This window comes from Parasaccharibacter sp. TMW 2.1884, from assembly GCF_023337695.1.
GTDB lineage: Bacteria > Pseudomonadota > Alphaproteobacteria > Acetobacterales > Acetobacteraceae > Bombella > Bombella apis.
Genome location: NZ_QORR01000004.1, coordinates 94,286 through 108,177 on the forward strand (window position 1 = coordinate 94,286; position 13,892 = coordinate 108,177).

15 protein-coding genes are annotated in these 13,892 nt (G+C 59.7%); 4 read left to right on the forward strand and 11 right to left on the reverse strand.

The window, feature by feature from the left end; genetic code table 11:
- Positions 1 to 44: 44 nt before the first annotated feature.
- The 11 genes from DTI93_RS07155 to flgG all read right to left on the reverse strand — a co-directional run bounded on the left by DTI93_RS07155 (position 45) and on the right by flgG (position 8,787).
- Complete coding sequence (locus tag DTI93_RS07155; RefSeq protein WP_192848414.1) at positions 45 to 443, reverse strand: hypothetical protein; 399 nt, start codon at positions 441 to 443, stop codon at positions 45 to 47.
- A complete protein-coding gene (gene fliN / locus DTI93_RS07160; protein WP_227431519.1) occupies positions 440 to 826 on the reverse strand; it encodes a flagellar motor switch protein FliN in 387 nt (128 codons plus the stop codon). The genes DTI93_RS07155 and fliN overlap by 4 nt, the downstream gene beginning before the upstream one ends.
- 2 nt (positions 827 to 828) lie before the next feature.
- The gene (locus DTI93_RS07165; protein WP_043558152.1) at positions 829 to 1,590 is read right to left on the reverse strand and encodes a hypothetical protein; all 762 of its coding nucleotides are present in this window, start codon (positions 1,588 to 1,590) and stop codon (positions 829 to 831) included.
- A gap of 5 nt (positions 1,591 to 1,595) precedes the next feature.
- Entirely contained in the window at positions 1,596 to 2,684 is a 1,089-nt protein-coding gene (locus tag DTI93_RS07170) for a flagellar motor switch protein FliG (RefSeq protein WP_193599725.1), read from the reverse strand.
- Between the two features lie 12 nt (positions 2,685 to 2,696).
- A complete protein-coding gene (gene fliF / locus DTI93_RS07175) occupies positions 2,697 to 4,331 on the reverse strand; it encodes a flagellar basal-body MS-ring/collar protein FliF (RefSeq protein WP_227449685.1) in 1,635 nt (544 codons plus the stop codon).
- 177 nt (positions 4,332 to 4,508) lie between these two features.
- The gene (locus DTI93_RS07180; protein ID WP_227449686.1) at positions 4,509 to 4,892 is read right to left on the reverse strand and encodes a hypothetical protein; all 384 of its coding nucleotides are present in this window, start codon (positions 4,890 to 4,892) and stop codon (positions 4,509 to 4,511) included.
- A gap of 10 nt (positions 4,893 to 4,902) precedes the next feature.
- Positions 4,903 to 5,520 carry a MotE family protein gene (locus tag DTI93_RS07185; protein ID WP_154981150.1) on the reverse strand — a complete coding sequence of 206 codons (618 nt, stop codon included), beginning with the start codon at positions 5,518 to 5,520 and terminating at the stop codon, positions 4,903 to 4,905.
- The gene (locus DTI93_RS07190) at positions 5,520 to 6,050 is read right to left on the reverse strand and encodes a polymer-forming cytoskeletal protein (protein ID WP_043558150.1); all 531 of its coding nucleotides are present in this window, start codon (positions 6,048 to 6,050) and stop codon (positions 5,520 to 5,522) included. Before DTI93_RS07190 ends, DTI93_RS07185 begins: the two co-directional genes overlap by 1 nt.
- Positions 6,051 to 6,176: 126 nt before the next feature.
- Entirely contained in the window at positions 6,177 to 6,893 is a 717-nt protein-coding gene (flgH, locus tag DTI93_RS07195; RefSeq protein WP_227449687.1) for a flagellar basal body L-ring protein FlgH, read from the reverse strand.
- A 26-nt stretch (positions 6,894 to 6,919) separates the two neighbouring features.
- The gene (flgA, locus tag DTI93_RS07200; protein WP_052348899.1) at positions 6,920 to 7,987 is read right to left on the reverse strand and encodes a flagellar basal body P-ring formation chaperone FlgA; all 1,068 of its coding nucleotides are present in this window, start codon (positions 7,985 to 7,987) and stop codon (positions 6,920 to 6,922) included.
- Positions 7,988 to 7,998: 11 nt separating this feature from the next.
- Positions 7,999 to 8,787, reverse strand: a complete 789-nt coding sequence (gene flgG / locus DTI93_RS07205) for a flagellar basal-body rod protein FlgG (protein ID WP_043558144.1) — start codon at positions 8,785 to 8,787, stop codon at positions 7,999 to 8,001.
- Between the two features lie 256 nt (positions 8,788 to 9,043).
- Between flgG and flgF the strand changes: the two genes are divergently transcribed.
- From flgF to DTI93_RS07225, 4 genes are all read left to right on the forward strand, one after another.
- Positions 9,044 to 9,799, forward strand: a complete 756-nt coding sequence (flgF, locus tag DTI93_RS07210; protein ID WP_043558141.1) for a flagellar basal-body rod protein FlgF — start codon at positions 9,044 to 9,046, stop codon at positions 9,797 to 9,799.
- 162 nt (positions 9,800 to 9,961) lie between these two features.
- Positions 9,962 to 11,503 carry a flagellar hook-associated protein FlgK gene (gene flgK / locus DTI93_RS07215; protein WP_249080127.1) on the forward strand — a complete coding sequence of 514 codons (1,542 nt, stop codon included), beginning with the start codon at positions 9,962 to 9,964 and terminating at the stop codon, positions 11,501 to 11,503.
- A 100-nt stretch (positions 11,504 to 11,603) separates the two neighbouring features.
- Complete coding sequence (locus DTI93_RS07220) at positions 11,604 to 12,689, forward strand: hypothetical protein (RefSeq protein ID WP_043558137.1); 1,086 nt, start codon at positions 11,604 to 11,606, stop codon at positions 12,687 to 12,689.
- Between the two features lie 225 nt (positions 12,690 to 12,914).
- Positions 12,915 to 13,889 (forward strand): thiamine pyrophosphate-dependent dehydrogenase E1 component subunit alpha, encoded by a 975-nt coding sequence (locus DTI93_RS07225; protein WP_249080129.1) that lies wholly within the window; start codon positions 12,915 to 12,917, stop codon positions 13,887 to 13,889.
- Positions 13,890 to 13,892 lie beyond the last annotated feature (3 nt).

Below are 13,892 nucleotides of genomic sequence, written 5' to 3' on the forward strand. Positions count from 1 at the left end.
CACCATTCCGGTACCCGAACGGCCTTTCATGATACGATCTGCCCTCATGTCATTTCCTGCCTCTCTTCCGCCACCTGTCCGCACTGTTTCGCCGGCATGGAGGCAGCACCGGCCCCCAGCCAGCCCACGCACAGGTCGGACGGCCCACCTGTCAGAATGATGGCTGTTGCCTGCCGCCCCTCTGCATCCCTGACAGCCACAGAAAAAAGGGTCCGCTTGCCACCGAGCGGTATGGCGTCCTGCACCTTCAGGGCACGATCTTTCAAGCCCTCATCCCGCAACAGGGCTGGCATCCGGTGTTTCAGCCGCCGCAGGCACCAGGGCGTGACAAAGATCAGCCCCACGACCAGCAGAAGAGCCAGAAGCGGATTCATGTGCAGGCCCGTGACAGCCTGCATCATGGCATCCGGGCCGTGCCTCTCTCCCACAGAAGGTGCCATCATGTACTGGCAGAGGAGGACATGATCTCCGTCATCGTCACGGCAATGTTGTCATCCTCAATGATGGTGATCTCGCCACGGGCGATCAGCCTGTCATTGGCGTAAATATCGATGGAAGACCCAAGCTTGCGGTTCAGCGGCACAACGGCACCACGGCCAAGACGGACCAGGTCCCGCACGGGCATCTTCACATCTCCCACCACAGCGGTGATCTTGACCGGGACATCCAGAATCGCTTCCCGCTCCCGTTCCCTGTCCTGCCGACCATCATGCTGGGTGGCGCCCTCCTCCGGCACCTCCGAGGAGAAATCGGCCAGATCGACCTCCGGCGTACTGGTCTGCTGTGTTTCTGGTGCTGTCTCCGGCGTGTTCATATCCTCTGCCATCGTCACTCTCCTTCATGCTGTGCTGTCTGTTCACCCTGGGGCTGGTCGGTAGCGGGATCAGCCTCCGGGGCCGGTGGACGGGTCAGGGCCACCATGGCATCGGCCACCCGCTGGCGGACCGTTTCCGCCCATTTTCCCTGGTCCAGAACAATCCGTGTCCTGTCTGCGGCAATCGTGAGATGCCCGGCCTGCTGCGCCGCCTCCACATGCAGGGAGACGGCCGCCATCCCGGACAGGGCATGGCGCAGAGAGGCCTCATCCGCCGCAGCGCAGGTCAGACTGACCGGACCACTACAGTGCCGGACCAAGGCCGCCGCATCCTCTGCCAGGTCCCGCCCCAGTGTTGTCCGGGACAGATCGCCCGCCACCAGCTCTTCCACCGTCTGGCACACACCCTGCACGAAGAGATCGGCCATCCGGCTCACGATGTCATGGCGCCGGTTTTCCTCCTCCTCCATGAAAGCAAGCACCTGCTTCACAGAAGCGGCCATCTGGCTGGAAAGCTGCTGCCCGGCTGACATTTCCCCCTGCTCATGGCCCTGCTGCCAGGCCTCCTGCTTCAGTCTTTCCAGCTCATCAGGATGCAGCGTGACAACTGGCTCTGGAGCGGGGCTTTCATCCGCCGCATCCTCGTCAGCCACCGGCTCCGCTCCAGCGGCCAGAGACGGGTCATGAGCGGCAAAATCTTCCAGGCTTTCACTGAAGGCCTGACTTCCAGACCGGGAAGACGCCTGCGCTGCCCTATGCTGCACATCCTGTCCCATTGGCGTCACTCAATGATCTCATCGTCAGAAGAAGAAGGTGAAATATCGATCTCGCCATCATTGGCCATGGTCTTGATGAGCGTGATCAGCTCCATCTGGGCTGCTTCGGCGTCCCGCAGACGCACGGCACCCAGCCCCCGGATTTCATCCTCCAGCAAACCCGCCGCACGTTTGGAAACACAACCGAAGAAGAGCTGCCGGATGCTCTCGTTGCTGCCCTTGAGAGCCAGGGGCAGCCTGCTCTTGGCCTCACCATCACGATTGATGGCTGCCATGACACGCATCATGTCATCCGGTGTCAGACGCTTGATGTCATCGAAGGTGAATTTCAGCTTGTTCACCTTCTCCATGTCTTCCTCGCTCCGGCGGCCAAGATGCTCTGTCAGCATGGCTTCGGTCTTGCGGTCGAAATTGTTGTAGACCTCCGCCACGAAAGCATAGCTGTCCCGCTTCGTGGAGCGGCCAAAGGCGGTGATGAACTCCTTGCGCAGGGTTGTCTCCAGGCTCTCAAGCACATCCTTGCTCACCGGGCTCATATGCAGGATGCGCATGATGACATCCGTAGCAAAATCTTCCGGGAAGAGGGACAGGACACGGGCGACATGCGCCGGTGAGATGTAACTGAGAATGACGGCCACTGTCTGTGGCTGCTCGTTGCGCAGATAGTTTGCCAGAGCGGTCTCCGGCATGTTGCCCATTTTTGCCCAGACGCTGCGCCCGGAGGGGCCCCTGATATCCTCCATGATCTTCTCGACCATTTCGGCAGGGAGGGCCTTCTTCAGATAATCTTCCGTTGTTTCGTAACTGCCGACGAAACCCTCTGCACTGGCGAATTTCTGCGAAAATTCATTGCAGACAGCCTCCACCACGGAAGCCTTGACCAACCCCAGGGAAGACATTGCCCGTGAAATGTCACGCACCTCATCCTCCTGGAGTGACCGGAAAATGCGGGCGGAATGTTCCTGCCCTATGGCGAGCATCAGGATGGCGGCCTTCCGGCTGCCACTCATCCCGGCCGTCAGGCCGGACGGAACCATGCCGGATGATGACGCTTCATTGCCTGCTGTCTCAGCGGAGATGTCCTGTTCTGCCATGATTGCGTCTCCTCAGCCTTCTGCTGTCTGCTTGGGGGGCTCCGGTTCTGCCAGCCAGTTGCGGACGACAGCGATGGCATCATCAGGATTTTCTTCAACACGCTGCGTCACACGGGCCAGAGCCTCACGGCGCATTTCCCCTTCCACACCATCCACACTGATGCGATCACTCCGGCCTGCCTCACCACCTTCAGCAGAGCTGCCATCAGCTGCAGCTTCGGCCCCGGCAACAGCCCCTTCTGCCCCGGCCCCTTTGCGGGCACGCCGCAGGATGGGCCCAAGCAGCATGGCCGCCGCCCCCAGAAGAAGAAGAATGGGAACAATCCATTCCGCCAGATAAATGATCATCTCCCGGGTGAAGAAAGGCGTATCCTGATGAGGCATATCTGCCCCACCATCCACACGGAACGGCATGGACACCACATTGACCTCATCCCCGCGGGTCTTGTCATACCCGATGGCCGTCTGCACGAGCTGGGTCAGACGTTTGACCTCAGCTTCATCCAGCGGTTTCCACGAAGGTTTGCCAGCCTGGTCTGTCGTGACGGTCCCATCGACCATGACAGCGAGACTGATGCGAGAGACACGGGGCCGGGTCTGGTTGATGACACGGGTCCGTTTGCCGATCTCATAATTATTTGTTTCGTCCGTCCGCTCTTCGCTGGAGCCAGTACGATTGTTCTGCCCTGCATTGGCATTGGGCAGATTGTTGCCAACGCTGGTGTTCTGGTTCGCCTCGCTGTTGGCGCTCTTGTCCGTGCTTGTGCTCTGGGAACGCAGGACCTGCTGGTTGGGATCGTAGGATTCATCCGTTTCATGGATGATGTCCGTATTCATTGTCACGGCAGCACGGGCCCGCACATGGCCCAGGCCCAGCGTGGGGGTCAGGATATCTTCCACCGCCTGGGCAAGGCGCTGCTCTTCGGAATGACGCTGCTTCTCCAGCGAGGATTCCTGCCCTGCCAGACTGTCTGGGTCCCCCGGACGGGCCAGAACATCGCCCCGTGTGTCGACAATGGAAATCCCATGCGTGCGCAGCCCCGGTACGGCAGCTGATACCAGATTCTGGATGGCCGCAATGGCATCCTCGGACACAGCACCAGAGCGGCCAACATCCAGAATGACACTGGCCTGCGAAGGATTCGTCTCCGTAGAAAACAGGTCCCTATGTGGCAGGACAAGGTGGACCCGCACATTCCGCACACCATGGATCAGACGGATGGAACGCTCCAGCTCACCTTCCAGCGCTCTGGTCTCATCAATGCCCTGTTCAAACTGGGTACTGGTCAGCGTGCCGCTCTTGTCGAACAGTTCATAGCCAACGGCCCCTCCCCCGGGCAGACCAGCCTTGGCCAGCAGAAGACGGGCCTGGGCCACATCATTCCCCGGAACATAAAGGCTGCGACCATCCGGCCCTGTTGTCGTGGGGATGTGAGCCTTGGCCAGATCATCCACCATCTCCGCCGCTTCATTCAGCTCCAGGTCCCCATAGAGCAGCGCCATGGGTTCTGACCGGTTGTGAAAGGCGATCACGCCGAGAGAGAGCAGCAGCAGCACGCCGACAACCCCGAGGGCCACAAGCCGCATGCGGCCCAGACTCTTCAGCCCTTCCATGATATTTGGCAAACGGAGCTTATCAAACTGCATATGAAGGGTATCTACCTGCTGCTTTCACCCCGGACGTCAGACATGCTGGTTCCGGTCATTCACCATACTCTGCCCTGCTCGGAAGAGGACAACCGACCGGCCATCAATTAACCTTGAGAAGAGCATGTGTAAAGCCAATAACAAGGTTAATAATGGACCTATTTCATAACAATTTCATCATGGTGCATAATACTGGCTGGAGGGAGGAACTTTAGCTTCCGGCATCATGAGGCGGTTGGCATTCTGCTGGGTCGTCAGGCCACGGGGACCTTCATAGACTTCATGGGCCATGTTCGGGGTCAACTCAGGACGGGCCCAGCAATCCACGCCATTCCAGCTCTGGGTGCAGTAAGGCTGTGGAGGCAGGACACGTTCCGGTGGATTGCACCAGTCTTCCCCCTCCTCCAGATAACCGGCCTGGCAGTCCCGCCCTGTCAGCTTGCTGGCAATATAATCCGGGGCACAGGCTGACAGTCCCGCAAGAACAGGCAACAGAACCAGCATGTGCCGCCACGGGACCTGAACGGGAAAAGACCGCCTCATCATTCGTTTCTCTTTCATGCCAGCCCCATTACTGCCGCGAGGGCAACAGGGGCCCGTGCTGGGACATGGTCTCGTAGTGCAGATGTTCCACTGACGTATCAGTCGGCACATCATCCTGCCCGGTCGGAAGAACCACACCAGAGCCCCCCAGTGCCACGGGAACGGACAGAACAGCATGATGGAAATGCCGCACTCCCCCCAGATATTGCGACACCAGATTGACCCGGTCCGGCGACATGTGAGCCATGATGCCAGAGAGCTTGCGGATATTCATGGAAGCTGCGATGGCGATCAGCACGTGCGGGTCCATCACGTTGAAAACCGCTGCGGCCTCACGGGGGCGCATGGCCTCATAAATGCCCACCAGCCGGGCTGCTGCCTCCTGCGGGACAAGCTTGTGATTGTCCACATGGTCCGACAGTACAGCCATGGACTGGTTCAGCAGATGGAAGCGCATTTCCAGCGCCTTGCGGGCAGACCCCAGAATGCGCTGCTGCTCCTGCATCTGCTGGGCCATACCCTCATCAGGCATGGCCACGTCCTCCGCCACAGCCGCAGGACAGCCAACCTGCACCCCGCAAAACAGGACAAGCGACAGAAAGACGGCGAACCAGCCGTCATGCTGATGGAAGCATCTCCTGAGCATCAGCCCCCCAGCGGAATGTCGGCATCCTGATCAGCCTCGCTGATGTCCGGCGTCTGGGCCGGCCAATGCAGGTCTGGCTCATCATCTCCAGCCGGGATATTGGCCTGTGGCGTGGCAGAACTGGTGCTGTTCGTTCTGCTGGAACCACTGCCGGAAGCAGAGCCCCCAGCCCCGCCCTTGCGGGACACGGAAATGCGTACATCCCCTTCAAAACAGGCATCTTCGTGAATGGCGCAGCCAGTCGGGCTGCCCATCTCGATCACACAGTCCGAAATACGGGCCCCGGCACCGGCAGAAAGCCGTGGCGTCGTGAAGGTCACCCCGGACACGCTGCCATCAATGACGATGGAGTCCGCCTCCACCTGACCATCTTTCATCACGCCTGTCTCCGTGACACAGAGATGCCCGGCCTGAAGCTCGACATTTTCCACCTCACCGGCGATGGTCAGCGCACCCTCCAGCGTACCGCAGAGATGGTCGATGACCAGGCCGCCAGGAATGAAGCCTTCCGGCTGTTTTGAATCAGACATTCACTACCCCCTCACTTTTACACCGCCACAATGGCCATCGTAGCACAGGCACAACAAGGCTATTTTCAAGATAAAATCTTCATAACCTGAAAACATTCAATGTTCAAACCATGCTTCCATGACAACTCAGAATGGAAGAACACTGTCCAGCACTTTCTGCCCATAACGGGGCTGCTGATACTGCGAGAGCTGCCCCCGTCCGCCATAGGAAATCCGGGCCTCCGCAATGCGGTCATGTGTGACGATGTTGTCTTCCGAAATATCCTGCGGCCGCACAACACCACTGACCATGATCTGCCTCAGCTCGCCATTCACCCTGACCTCCTGCCGTGCGACGACGACAAAATTGCCATTGGGCAGAACCTGCGTGATGACACCTGCCAGCGTCAGCGTGACCGTATCGATACGCCTGATGGTCCCGGCCCCGTTATTGGAGCTGGAACTGTTGGTCTGAAGGGCATCAGCACTGGTCAGATGGGAGATGAAGCGGCCCTTGAAGCCGAAAAAACTTGGAATCCCGAAAGCCTCGGCACCACTGCCGGAGGCTGTCGTGTTATTGGTCACGTTGGCCGTATCTGCCACCTGGATTTTCACTGTCAGAAGGTCACCCGCCTGCGCAGCCCGCTGGTCCTTGAAGAACGCCCGACTACCCGGCCGCCAGAGGCTGCCCACTTCAGTCGGCGGAGCCTGAAGGGGCGGGGTTGGCATCGTCACGGGGCGGTAATCCGGGGCCAGGGTGGGGTCGGCCGTCCGTGTCATGCGGGGTGGATGTCCCAGCTCACTGAGCGTACCAGCGCCCATGCAGCCTGCCAGCCCGGCCAGGACCACAACGAGCCCCGCCATGCAGACACTCCTGTGAAGAAGATGGATCATGGATGGCTCCCGTCACCAAGCATCAGGCTGTTGATCCCCAGACGTTTCACTTCCTCCGAATCCGGCGGAATGGCTGTGGAAGAGGCATCAACCCGCACCTCGCCCGAAGCCGTGACCTTGCCGATGAGGACCATCCGGCTTCCCAGATTCAGGGCATGGACGAACTGCCCGCTTCCACCATCCTCCAGCGCCCGGCCTGTGGCTGTCAGCCGGATGCCGGTGCTGTTGTAGCTGAGCAGGACAGGGTCCCCCCGATGCACGAGCACGGCCCGCCGCAGGTCCGTACCCTGCACGGGCTGTCCGGCCCCGACAGTGCGGACAAGTGCCATGCCGATCATTCGCTCCGGCTCTGGCAGAGAACGGGCAAGCGGTGGCACCGTACCTGAAAAAGCGGGGTCGATATGCATGTCGTCCGGCTGGATGATGTGACCGGACGGCAGGGCATGGTCATACACCATCACCGGCTGCACGGGACGGATGCTGCCCCGCAGCGGGAACCTGTCCGCCCCGGCGTCTCCTGCTGCATGAGCAGGCTGTACAGTTGCCGAGAAAAGACCGGTCTTATGATCCCAGTTCAGATTCAGGAGGGTTGCCGGGTCCTGTTCATTCTCACCGGCAACGAGAGGAGTAAAGCTGGTGACATCCACCACGACACTGCCCGTCTCACCATCCTGCGAAATGGCCTTGCGGACAAGAGCGGCATATTCGTCCCGGCCCAGCACATGCCCGGCCCGGGTCAGCGACAGACTGGTGGAGGATGACTGGTCATCCCAGTCCACACCGTACTGGTCCGCCAGTGCAATGAGCTGACTGCCCCCGATGGTGATGGTCTTGCCCGGCGCAGGAGCCGGGCCAAGCAGCCGGTCCTGTCCGGCATCCAGCCCATCAAAAACATCGGACAGATAGACCGATGCACCATGCACCACACCGGAAGGTCGCAGAGTCGCCGCCATGGCCGTACTGGCAGCGGGCTCTCCAGCCAGCACAAACCCGACCGCCAGCCAGAAGCAGGCTGGCAGGAAGCTACGCCCGGTACCCCGGTATCCAATGCCAAGAAGTGCCATGCCGCCCGCCTTCAGCGCAGGTTGGTCAGGGTCTGGAGCATCTCATCAGAGGCGGTGATGCTTTTGCTGTTCATCTCATAGGCACGCTGCGCCGTGATGAGATCCGTGATTTCCGTCACCGCATTGACGGCTGATTCCTCGACAAACCCCTGACGGATGGTCCCGAAACCTGTTGTCTCCGGGTTGCCGATGATCGGGTCACCCGAGGACGTGGTCTCCGTAAACAGGTTCTGCCCCATGGCTGCCAGACCATTCTCGTTCTGGAAGGTCGTCAGCTGGATCTGCCCGGCCACCTGGGAGTTGGGCTGACCGGAGAGCGTGTACTGCACCTGCCCGGTCTGATCGATGGTGATGTTTTCGGCATTGTTCGGAATGGAGATGTTCGGTGTCAGCGGATACCCGTCTGCCGTCACGATCGTACCATCCTGCGAGAGGGAGAATGTCCCGTCGCGGGTATAGGCATATTCCCCGTTGGGCAGCAGGATGCGAAAATAACCGCGGCCTTCCACGGCGAGGTCCAGCGCATTGCCGGTCTGGGACAGGGTTCCCTGCTCGTTGATGCGGTAAATGGCCGCCGTACGCACACCAAGCCCCACCTGAGCCCCGGCAGGCACACGGTACCCCGTGTCGGAACTCATCGTCCCGACACGACGCAGGTCCTGATAGATGAGGTCCTGGAATTCAGCCCGGCGGCGCTTGTACCCGGTTGTCGTCATGTTGGCGATGTTGTGGGAGATGGTCTCCACATTGGTGGACTGGGCCTGCATGCCCGTTGATGCAACATCCAATGATCTCAGCATAAATGAACATCCTCACGACTTGCCACAACCCACGCTCCCAGAAACGCAAGGCCACCCTGATGATGGCAGGCACCGAAAAATTTTGACTGTGCCCTCCCATAAACCGACACGAAAAACATTATCAAGGTTAATTATCAGAATATGATATGAATTGAGCCGTTTGTTAATGTTCAATCCCTATATTCTCTTCCAATAACCATGAACAAATGACATTATAACAAAACCTACCATGATATAGCCTTGAGGACAGTCTCCCATGGATGTGACCGGTTATCTCGCCCTTTCACGCATTGATGCGCTGACACGGGGGCTTGAGGTTACGGCCAACAATCTGGCCAACAGCAGCACGGATGGCTTCAAGGAACAGCGGGTTCTTTTCTCCGACTATCTGTCCCGCCAGAAGGGCGATCAGCTGGCCAATGGCGAGAAGACGCTCTCCTACAACCAGGACAGATCCACCTATCTGGACACGCTACAGGGTGAGCTGCGCCAGACGGGAAATCCGCTGGACCTCGCCATAAACGGGCCGGGCTATTTCATGGTCCGCAGCCAGCAGGGAATCCGGCTGACCCGCAACGGCCAGTTCCACCGCAGTGAAGATGGCACTCTTGTCGATTCCCTGGGCAATGCCCTGCTGGACGACCAGCGCCAGCCCATTACCCTGACCCCTGATGATCAGGTGCTGCCCCTTGGCATCGGCTCTGATGGCATCATCTCGACAGAAAAAGGTGACATCACCCGCCTCGGCCTCTCGACAGTCGATAACCCCAATACACTCCATGCTGAGGGGAACCATCTTTTCAGGCCAGCCAACGAGAATGACCTCCGGGCCGTTCCTGCCCAGGAAATCCGGCAGGGAATGCTGGAATCCAGCAATGTGAACCCCGTGGAGGAAACCACGGCGATGATAAAAACCCAGCGGGAATATGATCTCAACTTCCAGCTGCTCCAGACCGAATTCACCCGCCGTCTGAACGCCATCGACAAGATTGCGACGGAAGTCACAGCCTAGCTGTTTTTGATCCAGATCAAGGACAAATCATCAAATACAGGCTTTCCATTTAACTTCCTGTAAACTCATGACCTTAGGATGGCCTTAGGGTGAGGTCGCCGGACCGTCATCCAGACCTGTCTGGCCTCGGCCAGTCCCTCATTCCGGAGAAAGACTGAAACCATGGATCTTGGCCTGTCCCTCAATATCGCCACGTCCGGCCTCAAGACGATTGAGAACGAACTCTCAACAGCCTCCAACAATGTCACGAACGCATCCACCCCGGGCTATGTGTCAGAGACTGCCAACACATCCTCGACGGTCGTCTCCGGCACTGGAGTCGGTGCGACTTCAGCGGCCAACCAGCTGAACATTTCCCAGCCTCTTCAGGATGCGCTCTACCAGCAGAATGCCCGTGTCTCCGGCCTGACGGCCACCAGCAACTCCCTTGCGGCCGTCTCTGCCGTACAGGGAACGACGACAGGCTCTGATGGAGCCAATACCATCGGCACGCTGACCAACAACCTCCAGAATGTCAGTACGGCCTTCATCAGCCTCTCCAACACACCGCAGAACAGTGCTTCGCAGCAGGGCGTGGTCTCGGCTGCGCAGACCCTTGTCAGCAACATCCATACCCTCTCTTCGGTCTATCAGGCCCAGCGCCAGGGCGCACAGGATGCCATCACCAGCACGGTCTCCGGCATCAATACGGACCTGACAACCATTGGCCAGATCTCACAGCAGATCATGCTGGCACGCAGCTCCCACGCTGACACGGCAGACCTCGCCAACAAGCGCCTGGAAGCCATGCAGAGCCTTTCCAGCAAGCTGGGTGTTACCTTTACCGAAAAACCGAATGGCGACATGCTGGTCAGCACGCAGGACGGCACACGCCTGCCAACCCGCCCGGATCAGGCCGGATTGCCCAACGGACAGTTCCAGGCGCCCACGGCAACATGGCCCCTCTCCACGAAGTCCCCTGCCACACTGACACCAAGCATGTATCACGCCACCGATGGCAGCGATCAGGGTGTTGCCGGTATCATGTTGGCCGGAAAAGACATCACCTCCCACCTGACCGATGGCACGCTGGGTGCCAACCTGACCCTGCGGGACCAGACCTATCCACAGATGCAGGCGCAGCTCGATTCCTTCTCATACACGCTGATAAACCGCTTCAAGGCGGCCGGAGTGCCCCTCTTCACCAATGGCGGGACGCAGCCCCTCTCCAGCGATCCGACCAAAACAGCACCAGCAGGTCTGGTCGGGCTCTCCTCCAGGATTGCCGTCTCCACGGACTATCAGCAGACTCCGTCCCTGCTGACAGCCAACAGCGATGGTGGACAGACCAGCGCCCTCGCCAATGCCGTGCTGAACAAAGCCATGGGCAGCGCCAGCACATCCGGCTCCCTGGCGGCACCCTCCACCTCTCTCGGGCCAGATGGCACACAGGCCACGGGCTATGACGGCACGCAAGGGCTTACACAGCTGGCAACCTCCCTCACCAGCAGCCAGGCCGGGGTGATCAGCCAGAACAGCAGTGACCTCTCCACGGCAACATCCATCAAGACATCCCTCACGACAAAGGTTGCCAATGTCTCTGGTGTGGATGTCAACAGCCAGATGTCCGCCATCGTGTCCCTGAAAAACTCTTACGCAGCCAATGCCAAGGTCGTCTCCATGGTGCAGTCCATGTTCAGCACGCTGCTGGATGCCGTCCACTGACGGACTGCCCCCACATGGCAGCCTGCCCGGCAATGAAACCGGGCAGGCCCTACCCTGACCTGCCCCCCTCACCCTACAGACCATCACAGGAGTGCCACCCATGAGCATGAATGTCAGCCAATATGGCGCCGCCGGTGCAAACCTGATCCTCAACACAGGCATCAGACAGATTGAATCCGAGCAGACAGACATTGCGTGGCAGACCTCACAGGGGACGACATCGTCCAGCATTTCCGGGTTGGGCAGTGACCGGCAGACCATCCTGTCCCTCAGCCCGAAACTGGCCGAGCTGACGGGCTATCAGAGCAACCTGTCTTCGGTACAGAACCGCCTCTCTCTCAGCTCCACAGCCCTCAAGCAGGTCACTGATCTGGCACAGTCCCTCAACTCCCAACTGCTGAGCATGCTCTCCTCTGAGGGCGGAGAAAAAGCATCCACCACAACCGCAGCTGACAGCGCCCGGACAGGGCTGGGCAGCCTGGGAACGATCCTCAACACATCCGATGGCAGCAGCTTCATCTTTGCTGGACAGAACACATCCACAGCGCCCGTCACCTCCCCCTCAACACTGAATGACAGCACGCTGGCCCATACCATCTCCCAGATCGTTTCCGGCCTGAAGGACGGCAACAGCGGGACAGTCTTCAGCCAGGCCACCGCCGCCAGTGCGGACAACAGTGCCAGCATGAGCGTCTTCTCTCAGGCTCTGTCACAACCTGCCGAACAGGCAGGGGCTCTTCAGGCTTCCGCCATCATCGGGCCGGACGGCTCCACCGTCCAGACCGGCCCGGTCGCCACACAGGGCGGGCAGGCCAGCAGCACGTCCACCGGCTCCCCCATCCGGGACCTCATGCGGGACATGATGATCATGACGTCCATGAAGGGAATGGACACGACCACACCCGGCTTCACCAATCTCGTCCGCCAGCTGCATACCTCACTGGGAACAACAGCCAACCAGCTCATCGACATGAACACCAGCGTCGGCGTGACGCAGAACACCCTGACACGCCAGCAGGGCATCTATTCCAGCCTTCAGCTGATGGTGAAAGAACAGCTCTCCAACGGCCTGAACGTCAATCTGGCCGAGGTGGCCACACGCTCCTCGGACCTCAGCCTCCAGCTGAAGGCCTCCTTCTCGCTCATCGCCGACATGAAGAACATGTCTCTGGCGGACTATCTCTGACCGTACCTTCCAGCACGATACCAGCCTGATGACGGGCCGTCTTCCACCGGGAGGCGGCCCGTTCTTTATCCCGGCCTGTACGGAACGCCCCTCCATTTATGGAAAATAAGGCAAGCTTTGCGCAGGATCCTTCTACCGCTGCGCCATGATGAAACCCTAGAAAAAGACTGTAACACCAGACCAGACGAGGCGTTGAACCGCATCAAGGTCACTATGGAGACAGTCATGCAACATACTGGAAAAACAGACATATCCCATGACATCCTTCTGTCCGCCTACCGGCGCATGAAGACGATCCGTACGTTCGAGAACCGTCTGCATGAGGACTTCAAGGCTGGCATCATCCCGGGCTTCACCCATCTCTATGCGGGACAGGAAGCGGTGGCCGTCGGCATTTGCAGCCATCTGACCGATCAGGACCAGATCGCCAGCACCCATCGTGGCCACGGCCACTGCATCGCCAAGGGTGTCGATGTCATGGCCATGATGAAGGAAATTCACGGGCGGCAGGGCGGCATCTGCAAGGGCAAGGGCGGCTCCATGCACATTGCCGACCTGAGCAAGGGCATGCTGGGGGCCAATGGCATCCTTGGGGCCGGGGCTCCACTGGCCTGTGGTGCCGCCCTCGCCGACAGGCTGGAGGGCAAGGGCCATGTTGCCGTCGTCTTCGGTGGTGATGGCGGCGTGAATGAAGGCGCCGTGCTGGAGAGCATGAATCTGGCCAGCGTCTGGAAGCTGCCCCTGATGTTCGTCGTGGAGAACAACGGTTATGCCCAGTCCACACCACAGCACAGGACAACCTCCGTCAGCAGCTATGAGGACCGGGCCAGAGGCTTCGGCATGCCTGCCGTCACGGTGGACGGGCTGGATTTCTTCGCCGTCTACCGTGCTGCCGGGGAGCTTATCGCCAGAATGCGGGCCGGAGGCGGACCTGTTCTTCTGGAATGCCGAACCGTCCGTTTTTACGGCCATTTTGAGGGAGACACCCAGCGTTACCGCCCTGCCGGAGACGTGAAGAACGCCTGGGAGGAACGGGACTGCCTGCGCCGCTTCGCCCAGACATCAGGCCTCAGCCCGGCAGAACTGGAAGCAGTGGACCGGGACGTGGAGCAGCTGGTCGATGCTTCCGTGCAGGAAGCCCTCAAGGCCCCGCACCCTGCCCTGAATGAACTCCATGACGGCGTGTACGTCTCCTGCTGAACC

Excerpts from the sequence above, each read along its gene's own strand:
- DTI93_RS07155 (WP_192848414.1), bottom strand. The coding sequence starts at position 443 with ATGATGGCACCTTCTGTGGGAGAGAGGCACGGCCCGGATGCCATGATG.
- fliN (WP_227431519.1), bottom strand. The coding sequence starts at position 826 with ATGGCAGAGGATATGAACACGCCGGAGACAGCACCAGAAACACAGCAG.
- DTI93_RS07165 (WP_043558152.1), bottom strand. The coding sequence starts at position 1,590 with ATGGGACAGGATGTGCAGCATAGGGCAGCGCAGGCGTCTTCCCGGTCT.
- DTI93_RS07170 (WP_193599725.1), bottom strand. The coding sequence starts at position 2,684 with ATGGCAGAACAGGACATCTCCGCTGAGACAGCAGGCAATGAAGCGTCA.
- fliF (WP_227449685.1), bottom strand. The coding sequence starts at position 4,331 with ATGCAGTTTGATAAGCTCCGTTTGCCAAATATCATGGAAGGGCTGAAG.
- DTI93_RS07180 (WP_227449686.1), bottom strand. The coding sequence starts at position 4,892 with ATGAAAGAGAAACGAATGATGAGGCGGTCTTTTCCCGTTCAGGTCCCG.
- DTI93_RS07185 (WP_154981150.1), bottom strand. The coding sequence starts at position 5,520 with ATGCTCAGGAGATGCTTCCATCAGCATGACGGCTGGTTCGCCGTCTTT.
- DTI93_RS07190 (WP_043558150.1), bottom strand. The coding sequence starts at position 6,050 with ATGTCTGATTCAAAACAGCCGGAAGGCTTCATTCCTGGCGGCCTGGTC.
- flgH (WP_227449687.1), bottom strand. The coding sequence starts at position 6,893 with ATGGCGGGGCTCGTTGTGGTCCTGGCCGGGCTGGCAGGCTGCATGGGC.
- flgA (WP_052348899.1), bottom strand. The coding sequence starts at position 7,987 with ATGGCACTTCTTGGCATTGGATACCGGGGTACCGGGCGTAGCTTCCTG.
- flgG (WP_043558144.1), bottom strand. The coding sequence starts at position 8,787 with ATGCTGAGATCATTGGATGTTGCATCAACGGGCATGCAGGCCCAGTCC.
- flgF (WP_043558141.1), top strand. The coding sequence starts at position 9,044 with ATGGATGTGACCGGTTATCTCGCCCTTTCACGCATTGATGCGCTGACA.
- flgK (WP_249080127.1), top strand. The coding sequence starts at position 9,962 with ATGGATCTTGGCCTGTCCCTCAATATCGCCACGTCCGGCCTCAAGACG.
- DTI93_RS07220 (WP_043558137.1), top strand. The coding sequence starts at position 11,604 with ATGAGCATGAATGTCAGCCAATATGGCGCCGCCGGTGCAAACCTGATC.
- DTI93_RS07225 (WP_249080129.1), top strand. The coding sequence starts at position 12,915 with ATGCAACATACTGGAAAAACAGACATATCCCATGACATCCTTCTGTCC.